The sequence below is a fragment of the Mameliella sp. CS4 genome (assembly GCF_019392335.1).
Lineage (GTDB): Bacteria > Pseudomonadota > Alphaproteobacteria > Rhodobacterales > Rhodobacteraceae > Antarctobacter.
This window is the reverse complement of the sequence record NZ_JAHXRQ010000008.1, coordinates 1-14,274: the sequence shown is the minus strand read 5'-3', so window position 1 is coordinate 14,274 and position 14,274 is coordinate 1. Positions and strand designations below refer to the sequence as shown.

Annotated in this window: 11 protein-coding genes; 6 read left to right on the top strand and 5 right to left on the bottom strand. The window is 64.3% G+C overall.

Features of this window, described 5'->3' with window-relative positions; genetic code table 11:
- Window positions 1–6: 6 nt before the first annotated feature.
- Window positions 7–2,562 (bottom strand): leucine--tRNA ligase, encoded by a 2,556-nt coding sequence (leuS, locus tag KZZ07_RS11520; protein WP_219514296.1) that lies wholly within the window; start codon window positions 2,560–2,562, stop codon window positions 7–9.
- A gap of 281 nt (window positions 2,563–2,843) precedes the next feature.
- Here leuS and KZZ07_RS11515 point away from each other — a divergent pair, with 281 nt between their 5' ends.
- Window positions 2,844–4,103: a glycosyltransferase gene (locus KZZ07_RS11515; protein WP_219514295.1), complete on the top strand. Its 1,260-nt coding sequence runs from the start codon at window positions 2,844–2,846 to the stop codon at window positions 4,101–4,103.
- A gap of 96 nt (window positions 4,104–4,199) precedes the next feature.
- On the opposite strand, the gene KZZ07_RS11510 is transcribed toward KZZ07_RS11515, so the two are convergent.
- Window positions 4,200–4,712: a DUF3576 domain-containing protein gene (locus KZZ07_RS11510; protein ID WP_255564300.1), complete on the bottom strand. Its 513-nt coding sequence runs from the start codon at window positions 4,710–4,712 to the stop codon at window positions 4,200–4,202.
- 290 nt (window positions 4,713–5,002) lie between these two features.
- On the opposite strand from KZZ07_RS11510, the gene KZZ07_RS11505 reads away from it, so the two are divergent.
- From KZZ07_RS11505 to pdxR, 4 genes are all read left to right on the top strand, one after another.
- The gene (locus KZZ07_RS11505) at window positions 5,003–6,031 is read left to right on the top strand and encodes a porin (protein WP_219514294.1); all 1,029 of its coding nucleotides are present in this window, start codon (window positions 5,003–5,005) and stop codon (window positions 6,029–6,031) included.
- Between the two features lie 94 nt (window positions 6,032–6,125).
- Window positions 6,126–7,586, top strand: a complete 1,461-nt coding sequence (locus tag KZZ07_RS11500; protein ID WP_219514293.1) for a tetratricopeptide repeat-containing sulfotransferase family protein — start codon at window positions 6,126–6,128, stop codon at window positions 7,584–7,586.
- Window positions 7,577–8,230: a YggS family pyridoxal phosphate-dependent enzyme gene (locus KZZ07_RS11495; protein WP_219514292.1), complete on the top strand. Its 654-nt coding sequence runs from the start codon at window positions 7,577–7,579 to the stop codon at window positions 8,228–8,230. Before KZZ07_RS11500 ends, KZZ07_RS11495 begins: the two co-directional genes overlap by 10 nt.
- Window positions 8,231–8,457: 227 nt before the next feature.
- Complete coding sequence (gene pdxR / locus KZZ07_RS11490) at window positions 8,458–9,933, top strand: MocR-like pyridoxine biosynthesis transcription factor PdxR (RefSeq protein ID WP_219514514.1); 1,476 nt, start codon at window positions 8,458–8,460, stop codon at window positions 9,931–9,933.
- Here the strand turns inward: pdxR and KZZ07_RS11485 are convergent.
- Window positions 9,926–10,423, bottom strand: a complete 498-nt coding sequence (locus tag KZZ07_RS11485) for a tetratricopeptide repeat protein (protein ID WP_219514291.1) — start codon at window positions 10,421–10,423, stop codon at window positions 9,926–9,928. The genes pdxR and KZZ07_RS11485 overlap by 8 nt on opposite strands.
- Between KZZ07_RS11485 and KZZ07_RS11480 the strand changes: the two genes are divergently transcribed.
- A complete protein-coding gene (locus KZZ07_RS11480; protein ID WP_219514289.1) occupies window positions 10,397–11,710 on the top strand; it encodes a cytochrome-c peroxidase in 1,314 nt (437 codons plus the stop codon). The genes KZZ07_RS11485 and KZZ07_RS11480 overlap by 27 nt on opposite strands.
- 61 nt (window positions 11,711–11,771) lie before the next feature.
- On the opposite strand, the gene fcl is transcribed toward KZZ07_RS11480, so the two are convergent.
- Both fcl and gmd read right to left on the bottom strand, forming a co-directional pair.
- A complete protein-coding gene (gene fcl, locus KZZ07_RS11475) occupies window positions 11,772–12,743 on the bottom strand; it encodes a GDP-L-fucose synthase (protein WP_219514286.1) in 972 nt (323 codons plus the stop codon).
- 43 nt (window positions 12,744–12,786) lie between these two features.
- Window positions 12,787–13,908 carry a GDP-mannose 4,6-dehydratase gene (gene gmd, locus KZZ07_RS11470; protein ID WP_219514284.1) on the bottom strand — a complete coding sequence of 374 codons (1,122 nt, stop codon included), beginning with the start codon at window positions 13,906–13,908 and terminating at the stop codon, window positions 12,787–12,789.
- Window positions 13,909–14,274 lie beyond the last annotated feature (366 nt).

Here is a 14,274-nt window from a genome sequence, read left to right as displayed (position 1 = left end):
CGCCTGTCATACAACCACATTCACGATCCGCCCCGGCACCACGATCAGCTTTTTCGGCTGGCCCCCGTCAAGGGCCCGCACCACAGCTTCGTGCGCCAGCGCGAGCTTTTCAACCTCTTCCTTGGGAAGGTCCTTGGGCACCTCGATCTCGCCCCGGCGCTTGCCGTTGACCTGGATCGGCAAGGTCACGGTGTCCTCGACCAGCAGCGACTCGTCCGCCTTGGGCCAGGCGGCCTCGGCGATCAGCCCCTCACCGCCCAGCATCTGCCAGATTTCCTCTGACAGGTGCGGCGTCATGGGCGACATGAGCTGGGCCAGAGTTTTCGCGGCAAATGTCTTGGTCTGCTTGCCCGCACGCGATTTCGACAGCGCGTTGGTAAAGGCATAAAGCCGCGCGATGGCCGCGTTGAAGCCAAAACTCTCGACGCCCATCGTGACGTCATGGATGCACTTGTGCGTCTCTTTCAGCAGCGCCGCATCCTCGGCGGTCTCGGGCGCCTCGTTGGCGGCGATCTCGGCGGCGATGCGGTAGACACGGCCAAGGTGCTTGTTGGCCGCCTCGGCCCCGCTGGCGGTCCATTCCACGTCTCGTTCGGGCGGGGAATCGGACAGGACGAACCAGCGCGCGGTATCGGCGCCATAGGTGGCGATGATGTTCATCGGGTCCACCACGTTGCTCTTGGACTTGGACATCTTGGCAGAGGGGATGATCTCGACCTCGGTGCCGTCCGCCAGATATCCCTTGTCACCTTCCAGCCGCACGTCCTCGGGGTAGTGATAGACCGGACGGCCATTCGCGTCGCGCGTCTGATAGATCGCGTGCGTGACCATGCCCTGCGTGAACAGCGCGTTGAAGGGCTCGGCGCTTTTCTCCGGCAGGTGGCCGCAAGCGATCATCGCCCGCGCGAAAAAGCGCGAGTAGAGCAGGTGCAGGATCGCGTGCTCGATGCCGCCGATATACTGATCGACGTTCATCCAGTAGGCCGCTTCCTCCATCTCCGTGGGCGTGGTCGCGCGCGGGGCGGTGAAACGGGCGTAGTACCAGGACGAATCGACAAAGGTGTCCATCGTGTCGGTTTCGCGTTTCGCGGGCTTGCCACAGGACGGGCAGGCACAGTCGCGCCACGTCGGGTGACGGTCCAGCGGATTGCCAGGGATGTCGAAACTGACATCGTCGGGCAGTTTGATCGGCAGGTTTTCCTTTTTCTCGGGCACCACGCCGCAGGCGTCGCAATGGACCACGGGGATCGGACAGCCCCAGTAACGCTGACGCGAAAGGCCCCAGTCGCGCAGGCGGAATTTCTCGACGCCCTTACCCAGGCCCTTGCCTTCCATGAAGTCGATGGTTGTCTCAATGGCCGTCTCGCCCGTCGCCTCGTCCATCCCGGCGAAATGATTGATCCATTTCACCTTTTCGGTCTTGGGCGGCACAAAAGCCTCGGTCTCGACCGGCTTGGGATCGTCCAGCGCCACGAAGGTGTCGATCACCGGCAGGTCGTATTTGCGGCAGAAATCGAGGTCGCGCTGGTCATGCGCCGGGCAGGCAAAGATCGCGCCGGTGCCATAGTCCATCAGGATGAAGTTCGCGACCCAGACCGGGATTTCCCAGCTGGGATCAAGCGGGTGTTTCACCGTCAGCCCGGTGTCGTAGCCCAGCTTTTCGGCCTTCTCCAGCGCCTCGGCGGTGGTGCCGCCCTTGCGCATCTCGGCCACCGCTGCGGCCAGTTCCGGATCGTCCTGTTCCAGCGCCTTGACCAGCGGGTGATCCGGCGAAACGCCAAGGAAAGAGGCCCCCATCAGGGTGTCCGGGCGCGTGGTGTAGACCTCAAGGCTGTCGAACCCATGCGTCGGCGCGCCCAGCTGCCACGAAAACTGCAACCCGCGCGACTTGCCGATCCAGTTCTGCTGCATCAGCTTGACCTTGGCGGGCCATTCGTCCAGCCCGTCGATGGCGTCCAGAAGCTCTCCGGCCATGTCGGAAATCTTGAAGAACCACTGCGTCAGCTCGCGCCGTTCCACCTCGGCGCCGGACCGCCAGCCCTTGCCGTCGATGACCTGTTCGTTGGCCAGAACGGTCATGTCGACCGGGTCCCAGTTCACCACCGCGTTCTTGCGGTAGACGAACCCCTTTTCGAGGAAATCGAGAAACAGCGCCTGCTGCTGGCCGTAGTATTCCGGATCGCAGGTGGCGAACATGCGCGACCAGTCGAGGCCAAAGCCAAGCGGCTTCATCTGGCCGACCATCGTGTCGATGTTGTCGTAGGTCCAGGTCTTGGGATGACCGCCGGATTTCATCGCGGCGTTTTCCGCCGGCATCCCGAAGGCGTCAAACCCCATCGGGTGCAGCACGTTGTGTCCGGTCGACAGCTTGTAGCGCGCGATCACGTCGCCCATCGTGTAGTTGCGGACGTGGCCGATGTGGATACGACCCGAGGGGTACGGGAACATCTCCAGCACGTAGTACTTCGGCTTGTCGCCGGTGCGGCGCGCCTTGAAGGTCTCGGCCTGATCCCAGGCCTCTTGCCATTTCGGCTCGATCGTAGCGGGGTCGTAACGCGACATGTGTCTCTCTCCGGCGGGCGGCTGCTGGGGGCGGGTGATAGGGCGCCGGGGCGGTGAGGTCCAGAGGGTGCAGGTCTCGGATCCTTCCAACGACCTCGCCCAACGGTCTGGCCGCGCCGCGCCAAGCGGCTTCGAAGCCGCTTGAACAACGCGCTTCGAAGCGCGTTTCTCAAGGCTCTTGCAAGAGCCTTGCCTCTCCCACCAACCGATTCCCTTTTTCGCAGCCGCCGTCTAGGATGCCCTGAACGGCAGCCCGCCAGAGGCCGCAAGAGGACGCGCAGATGAAGATTCTCCTGATTCACCAGAATTTCCCCGGGCAATACAAGCACCTTGCCCCGGCGCTTGCCGCTCAGGGCCACCAGGTCGTTGCGCTGACATGCAAGGTCAAGGAGGCGCAAACCTGGCAGGGTGTCCGCATCGTCCCCTACGAGATCAAGGGCGCCTCGACCAAGGGCATCCACCCCTGGCTGGCGGACTTCGAAACCAAGATCCTGCGCGGCACATCCTGCTATCGCGGCGCGCTGGGCCTCAAGGAACAGGGCTTCGAACCGGATGTGATCTGCGCCCACCACGGCTGGGGCGAAAGCATGTTCCTCAAGGATGTCTGGCCCGATGCACGGCTGGGTCTTTACTGTGAGCTGTATCACCTGACCACGCATCCCTTCGTGGATTTCGACCCCGAATTCCCCAGCAAGAACCCGGCCGGCGACACGTTGCGGATTCGGATGAAGAACCTCAACAATCGGTTGCACGAAGAGGTCATGGACGCCGGAATCTCGCCCACCCGCTTTCAGGCGGCGACATTCCCGGACCACTGGCAGGACCGGCTGACCGTGGCGCATGACGGCATCGACACCAACCTGGTGCGGCCCAATCCCGCTGCGCGGCTGGATATCGAGGACGGTCCGACGCTGACCCGCGATGACGAGGTCATCACTTTCATCAACCGCAACCTCGAACCCTATCGCGGCTACCACGTCTTCATGCGCGCCCTGCCCGAGCTGTTGAAACGCCGGAAAAACGCGCATGTGGTGATGCTGGGCGGCGACGGCACCTCTTACGGGTCGAAACCGCCGCAGGGAAAGACCTGGAAACAGATCTTCATCGATGAGGTTCGTGGGCGAATCCCCACACCGCATTGGAATCGCGTGCATTTCCTGGGGCGCGTCCCCTATGATCGCTTCCTTGCGATGATGCAGGTCAGCCGGGTACACGTCTACCTGACCTATCCCTTCGTCCTGTCCTGGTCCTTGCTGGAGGCGATGAGCGCCGAGGCCGCCATCGTGGCCAGCGACACAGCCCCTGTGCGCGAGGTCCTGACAGAGGGAGAAACCGGCCTGATGGTGGATTTCTTCGACCGTGCCGCGCTGGTGGACCGGATTGATGCCCTGCTGGACGACCCCGACACGCGGGCCCGTCTGGGGGCGAATGCTCGGGCGCTGGTGCGGGAACAGTACGATCTGCAGAGCGTCTGCCTGCCGCGCCACTTGGACTGGGTCCGGCAGCTTGGAGAGATGCCCGCACGTCCGCCCCGTGACTGACGCGATCGTCTCGCCGACAACCACGGACCGTTCCAAACAAAAGGGCCGGCACACGAAGGGCCGGCCCGGATAGTGATGACCTTCGGTCTGCGCCGATCAGAACCCGCTGTCCTGCTTACGCAATTGGCGGGCCCGGGTCAGGATCGCATCCTCGATCGCGCGCACGGTGGCCGGATCGACCGGGCCGGATCGGCTGTGCAGCGCAAGGTTCAGCGACCGCGCGTCAAGCGCCGGATCGCTGATGAGAATCGTTGCCCGGTAGGCCCGTCCACCGCCCGGCGGCGTGCCATAGCCCGTCGTGATGACGCCGGAGAAGGGATCGACGGTCTGCACCGGCAGGAAATCCAGCACATCCAGCGCGGCGTTCCATATGTACCGGTTGACCGCGCCGACGCGGCCCGGATCTTCACGCTTCTTGAAGATGTCCCAGACCGTGCTCTCTGACCGCGCGCGCCCCTTTTCCGCTTCGAGGTCGCGAAAGATCTCTTCGGCGGGCGGAGTGTCGACCGGCTGACGCGGCTGGCTGTTGCCCCTGAGGGAGCTGCAACCGGACGTCGCCAGCATCACCGCACACAGCGAGGAGCCGATAAGGATTCGCGACGTGGTCATGGCAGTCCCTCTTGCGTCAACAACACTGTCGCCCTCCATACAAGCGGCGCGCACCTGCGGCAAGCACGGATCATAGGCGGGTTCCTGCCCAACTTTCAGTGCAAGGCGCTGCTATAGCGCATAAAGATGGGGCCGGGCAAAAACCCTTGTGGCAATATCGCATCACTGAATTGCTTGTTGCCGAGCAGCTTTCCCGATGGCTTGCATTGGCGCCCTCCCAAAGCGCATAGAAACCTCATCAAGGCCGGGCAATCGGCTTGGTACGTGCCTTTGAACACATGAGGGAAACAATGAAAAAGATCCTGTTCGCGACCACCGCACTGGTTGCAACCGCAGGCGTCGCCGCGGCCGAAGTTTCGCTGACCGGCTTCGCTGAAATGGGTGTGGTCGACGGTGACCACCTGTCCACAGCTCAGTTCCACAGCGACATCGACGTCACCTTCACCCTGTCGGGCGAAGCTGACAACGGCCTGACCTTCGGCGCCACCATCGACCTGGACGAAGCAATCGACCCGGACTACTGCTCGCAGCCCGGCGCTGGCGGCACCAACACCAACGGCCCGGCAGTCTGTGGCGAGTCCGACATGTCGGTCTTCATCGCATACGGCGGCGCGCGCCTGACCATGGGCGACACCGACGGCGCTCTGGACTGGGCCATGACCGAAGTGGGCATCGGCGGTGCAATCGCTGACGACCACACCACCCACGCCGGCTTCAACTTCAACAGCGGCCTGGACGGCACCTTCGACGGTCAAGTTGTCCGCTTCGACTATGCCTTCGACGCATTCTCGGTCGCCATCTCGACCGAAATCGACGACACCGGCACCTTTGACCCGATCTGGGGCATCGGCTTCCGTTACACCGGTGAGCTGGCCGGCCTGGACCTGGGCGTTGGCCTCGGCTACCAGACCGTTGATTTCGGTGGCGGCTTCGATGTTGACGTGGTTGGCCTGTCGGTCGACACCACCTTCGACAACGGCCTGCAGGCCATCGTGAACTACTCGCAAACCGACCTGACCGACTTCATTGGCGAAACTGTCGACCACTGGGGCATTGGCGTGGGTTACACCATGAACGCCCTGACCCTGTCGGCAAACTACGGTGAGTACAACGCTGACGGGTTCGCGAGCAACAGCGGCTTCGGCCTCGCAGCCAACTATGACCTGGGTGGCGGTCTCGTCGTTCAGTTCGGCTACGGTTCCAGCGATGTTGGCACCCCCACAGCCGGTGGTCTCTTCGGCATCGGCGGCGGTACCTTCGACGCTATGCCGGCTGGCGACTACGACCAGTACTCGCTGGGTCTGGCGATGTCCTTCTAAGGACACCAGCCAACTGGCTTAGGGAAGAGCGGGCGCTTGCGTCCGCTCTTTTCTTTTGGTTGAACGGACTTCGTAGCGGACAAGAGAGCATGTGATGACGCCCCAGCAGATCAAGACGCAGTTCGGTCGCGCGCTAGCACAAATCAGCAAGGGGCAGCTCGACCCCGCCGAAGCCACCCTGAAGTCCCTTCTGCTGCCAACGAAGGGCGCGCCAGAGGTCCATTACCACCTGTCCCGCATCGCAGAGACGCGGGGGGACACCCCGGCGCAGATCCGCGAACTGGACCGGGCGCTGGCCAAGAAACCCTACGAAAAGACGCTGCTCAAGGCCGCAGTCGAGGCATATTCACGGCTGGAAGCCTCCGACAAGGTCCTGGGCCTGTATGACCGCCTGATCGCGGCGGACCCGCAATCCAATCAACCGCGCGGCGAAAAAGCCGTGTACCTCCAGCATCTTGGCCGCTTTGACGAGGCCGAAAAGATCCTGCGCTCTCTCGTGAAACGCGTCCCCCGAAACGGCGAGATCTATCGCGTGCTCGGCTCGGGCCGGAAGATGCCCAAGGGCGATCCGTTGCTGGACAAGATGCTGTCGCTCTGGAAAGACGATCAACTGCCCGAGATGTCACGCATGCACTTGGGATTCGCCCTTGCCAAGGCTCTGGAAGATATCGGCGCGACCGAAAAAGTCTTTCCCTACCTCGACCGGGCCAATGCGTTGCAGCGCCAACAGGCCCCATACGATCCGGCGGAACGGGACGCGGAATGGCGCGCCTATCTGGATGCCCAGGACAGCGACGACTACACGACGCTGGGCCAGGAACAGGCGCCGCGCGCGGTCTTTGTCACCGGCATGCCACGCTCGGGGACGACCCTGGTCGAACAGATCATCGCCAGCCACAGTCAGGCCCATGCGGGCGGCGAAATGGGGCACGCCCTGAAACAGGCCGTCGCCCATTTTGGCCCCGCCCACAAGATGACGCCTCTGGCCCAGCTGACCTCGGCCAAGCTGTCCCAATGGGCCGAGGCCTATACGCGGCTGGTGCGCCGCGACACCGGCCAGACAGAGGGCGTCGTCACCGACAAGTCGATCCAGACCCACATGGTCTTTGGCCTGATCGCGCGCGGGCTGCCCGGCGCGCGGATCATCGTGGTGCATCGTGATCCCCGCGACACCGCGCTGTCGATCTACAAGAACCATTTCAAGTTGGGCACACACCGTTACGCCACGGACCTGGCCGACATCGCCGATGCGATCAAGATGTTCCGGCGGTCGGTGGAGCATTGGAAACAAAGGATTCCCGACCGCATCCACGAGGTACGCTACGACGATCTGGTCTCTGACCCCGAACCCAATGCGCGCGCCCTGGTGGATGCCGCCGGGCTGGATTGGGAAGAGGCCTGCCTGAACTTCCACACCTCGAAATCCGGGGTGAAAACGCTGAGCCTGATGCAGGTTCGGCAACCGATTCACGCCGGGCGGCGCGAGGCCTGGCGCAAATACGAGCGCGAACTGGCGCCCTTCATCGAAGCCTGGGGAGACGAACCGTGGGATTGAGCGAGATACAGGACCGGATCGCGAAAGCCTGTACCGAGGCAGGGCGCGGGGCCGAGGAGGTGCAGCTGATCGCCGTCTCCAAGGTGCAACCGCTGGAGCGGGTCGAAGCCGTCCTGACCGAAGGCCACCGCCTGTTCGGCGAAAACCGCGTGCAGGAGGCGGCGGGCAAATGGCCGGACTTCAAGGCACGGTTCGACAATGTCTCGGTCCATCTGATCGGCCCGCTTCAAACCAACAAGGTGCGGCAAGCCTTTGAATTGTTTGACGCGATCCATTCTGTCGACCGGCCCAAACTGGCAAGGACAATCGCGCGCATCGCGCAGGAAGAGGGCCATTGCCCCGAGTTGTTCATCCAGGTGAACACGGGCGAGGAAGACCAGAAGGCCGGCGTGCTGCCGAGCGATGCGGATGGGTTCATCGCAGAGTGCCGCGAGATGGACCTGCCGGTGCGTGGGCTGATGTGCATTCCGCCGGTCGAAGAGACCCCAAGCCTGCATTTCTCGCTGCTGCGGAAGATCGCGGAACGCAATGGTCTGGGCGGGTTGTCGATGGGAATGAGCAGCGATTTCGAACAGGCCATCGCGCTGGGGGCAACCCATGTGCGGGTCGGATCGGCCATCTTCGGGGACCGGGTCAAAACCTGAATCCGGGTGCCGGAGGGCGCTGGCGTTTTGTACGTTTTGTACAAAACGTACGGCTATTCCAGCATTTTGTACAAGCCGTCAGGATCTTGTTAACTAGGCGTGGGCCGGGGCTGTGCGCGCCTTGAGTGTTTCCATCCCGGAAACGGGCCGCCATACCTGCGCTGCGCCGATATGGCGCTGCTAAGTCCAGATTGCGCACCGCATCGGTCCAGCCTACTCTGCGCCGCATGGCAATCCCGGTCGAGACTTTTCACCTGTCCCCCAGCGCGCAAGGCACGCTTCAGGCGCGCATTCAGCAGATGGTGGCCGAGGGCATCCTGGACGGGCGCTTTCAACGCGGCGAAAAGCTCCCCTCGACTCGCAAGATGGCCCGGCACCTGGGCGTCAGCCGGATCACCGTGACGCTGGCCTATACGGAACTGCTGGCGAACGACTATCTCACCTCGCGCGGGCGGTCGGGGTATTTCGTCTCTGACAACGCGCCCGAGCCGCCGGATTTCGGCAGGCCGCCCGACCGGGCGGACAGGGTGGACTGGGACGAGGCGCTGGCGCAGAGATTCGCCGACGGGCCACCGCTGGGGATGGGTAAACCCGCTGACTGGACGCGCTACAAATACCCTTTCATCTACGGGCAGGCGGACCCGACGCTGTTCGACCATGCCAACTGGCGGCTGTGTGCGATGCAGGCGTTGGGGGCGCGGAATTTCGATGCGCTGACGCAGGACCAGTTCGATGCGGACGACCCCGAGCTTGTCAGTTTCATCGCACGCCACACGCTGCCCCGCCGCGGCATCCTTGCCCGCCCGTCGGAAATCCTGATCACGCTGGGGGCGCAGAACGCGCTGTGGCTGGCGGCGCAGATCCTGGCCACCGGGCGCGACGTGGCGGTCGAGAATCCTTGTTACCCGGCGCTGCGGCAGATCCTGCGGCAGGCAGGCAGCCGCCTGACCCCGGTGCCGGTGGACGAAGAAGGCCTGCCGCCCGAGGCGGTGCCACGCGGCACCCGGGTAATCTTTACCACGCCCAGCCACCAGTGCCCGACCTCGGCCACCCTGCCCCTGTCCCGCCGCAAGGCGCTGTTGGCGCGGGCGGCAGAGCTGGGTGCCCTGATCGTGGAGGACGATTACGAATTCGAGATGTCCTACCTGACGCCCCCCAGCCCCGCCCTCAAAAGCCTCGACGAGGACGGGCGGGTGATCTACGTGGGCTCGTTTTCCAAGTCGCTCTTTCCGGGGCTGAGGCTGGGCTACCTTGTCGGGTCCGCGCCCTTTATCCGCGAGGCGCGTGCGCTGCGGGCCAGCGTGCTGCGCCATCCTCCGGGGCATGTGCAACGCACGGCGGCGCATTTCCTGAGCCTGGGACATTACGATGCTCTTGTCCGGCGTATCGGCAAGGCGCTGGCGGCCCGTCGAACCGTCATGGAAGAGGCGGTGGCGCGGTATGGGCTGCGGGTGGCGGGGCGCGGCGCGCATGGCGGGTCAAGCCTGTGGATGCAGGCGCCCGAGGGCGTGGACAGCCGGGATCTGGCCGAACGGCTGCGCGGTGAAAGCGTGTTGATCGAACCCGGTGCACCTTTTTTCGCCGCCGAACACGCGCGGGACCGGTTTTACCGACTGGGCTACAGTTCGATCCCCTCGGAGCGGATCGAAGACGGGGTGGCCCGGATTGCCAAGGCGCTGGACGCCGGGGCCGGGATCACCTGAACGGGTACATCCAGACGCGGTAGTCCTCGACCAGCACCTCTGCCCGCTTGCGCTGATCGCGGGTCATGCGCGGGGTCAGTTCCTCCAGCGAATCCGGCGCGTCCACATCGCCGCCGATGGCCGACAGCGCGTACCAGAGGTAGGCGCGCACAAGGTCCGGCGCCGGCAGGCCAAGGCCCAGTTCATAGTACCAGCCCAGGCCCGACTGGGCGCCGGGGTGGCCCTTGAGAGAAGCACGCAGATACCATTCAAATGCCCGTTCGGGATCTTTTTCCACCCCGAGACCAAGCGCATACATGACGCCGATCAGTTCCTCGGCGTCGGCGTTGCCAGACCGCGCCAGAACGCGAAACTGGTCCATCGCGGCGGGAAAGTCGCCCGCCTCCATCAGGTCGCGCGCCTCTTCGAGGTCGGCGGCAAGAACGGGGTTTGAGAAGGCCAGCAAGCCTGCCAGAATGACGCCATGCGCGCCTTTCGCCCTGCCCTGCATCTTGTCTGCCTCCTCTGGCTTGTCACTGCGGCCCGGGCCGAGCCGGTGTCGATGGAGGATTTCATCGACGCCGATCCCGCGCAAGCCCGGCTGGGCCAGCTGCTGTTCTACGATCCCATCCTCAGCGGCAACCGCAACATTTCCTGCGGCACCTGCCACCATCACAGCCTGTCCAGCGGTGACGGCCTCAGCCTTGGCATCGGCGAGGGGGGAGAGGGGCTTGGCCCTAAGCGCAGGCCCGGCACCGGCGACCGGATGATCCGCAAGCGCATCCCCCGCAACGCGCCGGCCCTGTGGAACCTTGGGCACAAATCGGTGCGCGTGTTGTTCCACGACGGGCGGCTGGAAGTGTCGGACCAGTTTGGCAACGGATTCGACAGCCCGGCGGAGGAATGGCTGCCGCAGGGACTGGACAACATCCTGGCCGCGCAGGCGCTGTTCCCGCTGACGGCACAGTTCGAGATGGCCGGGAACGTGGGTGAGAACGCGGTGACGGGCGCGGTGCACGACCGGATCGATCTGGGCTGGCCGGTGCTGGCGAAACGCGTGCGCACGATTCCCGAGTATGGCGCGCTATTCGTCGAGGCCTTCGATCACATCGAGCATCCCAGCGAGGTGACGATTGTCGAGATCGGTAACGCGCTGGGGGCCTTTACCGCCGCCGAGTGGGTCAGCATCGACAGCCCCTGGGACGACTGGCTGCGCGACGGGACACCCCTGCCCGCCCCCGCCGAACGGGGGCGGCAGCTGTTCTTTGGCAAGGCCCGCTGCGCCACCTGCCATTCCGGACCGCTGCTCAGCGATCAGGCGTTCCACGCCCTTGGCCTGCCCGCCTTCGGACCGGGGCGCACGCGACCCTTCGACCCGATGCCGCGCGACGTGGGCCGGATGGGAGAAAGTGACCTGCTGGAAGACGCCTATCGCTTTCGCACGCCATCACTGCGGAACGTGGCGCTGACCGCGCCCTATGGGCACAACGGCGCCTTTGCCACGCTGGACGGGATCGTGCGGCACCATCTGGACCCGACTGCCAGCCGGGCGGCGTGGCAAGAGGCCGAGGCCCGCCTGCCCCAGGTGCCCTGGCTGGCCGCCGGGGATTTCGCGATCCGGCAGGACCGTTTGGAAATGGCACGGCAGGCGCGGGCGCTGGATATCGTGCCGGTGGCGTTGGGCGACGCCGAGGTCGCGGACCTGCTGGCCTTCCTGGAGGCCTTGACCGGGGCGGGTGTGGATCAACGTCCCTTGGGACGGCCGGACCGGGTGCCCTCGGGGCTGCCGGTAGACTGAGCCCCGAAAACGCAAACGCGCCGGGGCAAAGGCCCGGCGCGTCGGCAGATTGATCAGCGGATCAGCGGCGGAAGCTGTCCTGATTGTCGAGGAACCACTGGTAGGTTTCGCGCACGCCGTTTTCCAGGTCGATCGAGGCTTTCCACCCCATGTCGGCCAGGCGGCTGACATCCATCAGCTTGCGCATGGTGCCGTCGGGCTTGGTCCGGTCCAGTTCGATCTTGCCCTTGAAGCCCGTCACCTCGGCCACCATCTGCGCCAGTTCCAGGATCGAGACATCGACGCCGGAACCGACGTTGATGTGGCTCAGCTGCGGCTGGGTGTTGGCATCGTAGGTGGTCTTGTCCAGATCCATCACGAAGAGCGAAGCCTCTGCCATGTCATCGACGTGCAGGAACTCGCGGCGCGGTTTGCCGCTGCCCCAGATGACCACCTCGTCCTTGCCTTCCTGCGCGGCCTCGTGAAAGCGGCGGATCAAGGCGGGCAGGACGTGGCTGTTTTCCGGGTGAAAGTTGTCGCCCGGGCCATAGAGGTTGGTCGGCATGACCGAGCGATAGTCCACACCGTACTGGCGGTTGTAACTTTCGCAGATCTTGATGCCCGCGATCTTGGCGACGGCATAGGGCTCGTTCGTGGGTTCCAGCGGGCCGGTCAGCAGTGCCGCCTCGCGCATGGGCTGCGGCACGGCCTTGGGATAGATGCAGGACGACCCCAGCTGCAGCAGGCGTTCCACCCCCGCCTCCCAGGCGGCATGGATCACGTTACACTGCACCATCAGGTTGTCGTAGATGAACTCGGCCGGGTAGGTGTTGTTGGCGAGGATGCCGCCGACCTTGGCCGCGGCCAGCACGACGATGTCGGGCTGTTCCTCTTGCATGAAGGCCTTGACCGCCGCCTGGTTCGTCAGCTCCAGCTCGGCATGGGTGCGGGTGACGAGGGTGATGTCCTCCCCCGCGGCCTGGCGCTCCTGCAACTTGCGCGTGATCGCTCCGCCCACCATACCGCGATGGCCTGCGACGTAGATCTTGGGCATAATGTGCCTCCTGACTTCGAATGGCGATCGCGCGGGATGAAGCTCAGCCGTTTTCCAGCGCGACGGGAATTTCGTAACCGTGCTCTTTCAAGAGCGCATGCCGGCGGGCGACCTTGTGGTCGGCGGCGACCATCTCGGCGCACATTTCCTGGGCGGTGATCTCGGGCACCCAGCCCAGCTTTTCCTTGGCCTTGGTCGGATCGCCCAGCAGGGTTTCCACCTCGGCGGGCCGGAAATAGCGCGGGTCGATCCGCAGCAGCACGTCGCCCGGTTTCACCGCCGGGGCCAAGTCGCCACTGACCGAGGCGACGGTGGCGATCTCGTTCACGCCCTCGCCGGAGAATTCCAGCTCGATCCCCAGTTCCTTGGCCGTCCACTGGATGAATTCGCGCACCGAATACTGAACCCCGGTGGCGATGACGAAATCTTCGGCCACGTCCTGTTGCAGCATCATCCACTGCATGCGGACATAATCCTTGGCATGGCCCCAGTCGCGCAGGGCGTCGATGTTGCCCATGTAGAGGCAGTCCTGCAGGCCCAGGGCGATATTGGCCATGCCGCGGGTGATCTTGCGGGTCACGAAGGTTTCGCCGCGGCGCGGGCTTTCGTGGTTAAACAGGATGCCGTTGCAAGCGTACATGCCATAGGCTTCACGGTAGTTCACCGTGATCCAGTAGGCGTACATCTTGGCCACCGCATAGGGGCTGCGCGGGTGGAAAGGCGTGGTTTCTGTCTGCGGGATTTCCTGCACCAGACCGTAGAGCTCCGAGGTCGAGGCCTGGTAGAAGCGCGTGGTCTTTTCCATGCCCAGGAATCGGATCGATTCCAGCAGGCGCAGGGTGCCGGTGGCGTCCACGTCAGCGGTGTATTCCGGTGCCTCGAAGCTGACGGCCACGTGGCTCTGCGCGCCCAGGTTATAGACCTCGTCGGGGCGGATCTCGGACAGGATCCGGGTCAGGTTGGAGGTGTCGGTGAGATCGCCGTAATGCAGCGTGAACGGTTTCCCGCTGGTGTGCGGGTCGTGATAGATATGGTCGACACGTTCGGTGTTGAAAAGCGAGGCGCGGCGCTTGATGCCGTGCACTTCATAGCCTTTCTCAAGAAGCAGTTCCGCCAGGTAAGAGCCGTCCTGACCAGTCACACCCGTGATAAGAGCTTTCTTCATCAATCAACCATTCTTTGCTGAGGCGGTCGCGTAATCGACCGGTGTCCGCGTCGGCGTCCGCATATCGCAGTTTCCCACGGAGGCGCAACTTGAAAGCGGCGGCCCGGGCGGAGGGCCGGAAGACGGGCGAAAAAGCGCCAAAAATTTGTACGCGGGCGGGCTTTGGGAAAGCTGGCAGGCAGCGCCGGTCCCCACCGGGCTCCGGCGGGGTGGTGGTCTGGGGACCGGGTGCCGCGCCGGATGCTGTTTTTCAGGTCAGCGCGCCGGCTGTCAGCGCGCCACCTGGCCCGCCGCATTCAGCAGCGTCGGGAAGGCCTGTTGCAGGGCGCGGCCCCACTTGGTGATGGGCTGTTCCTCGATGAAGAG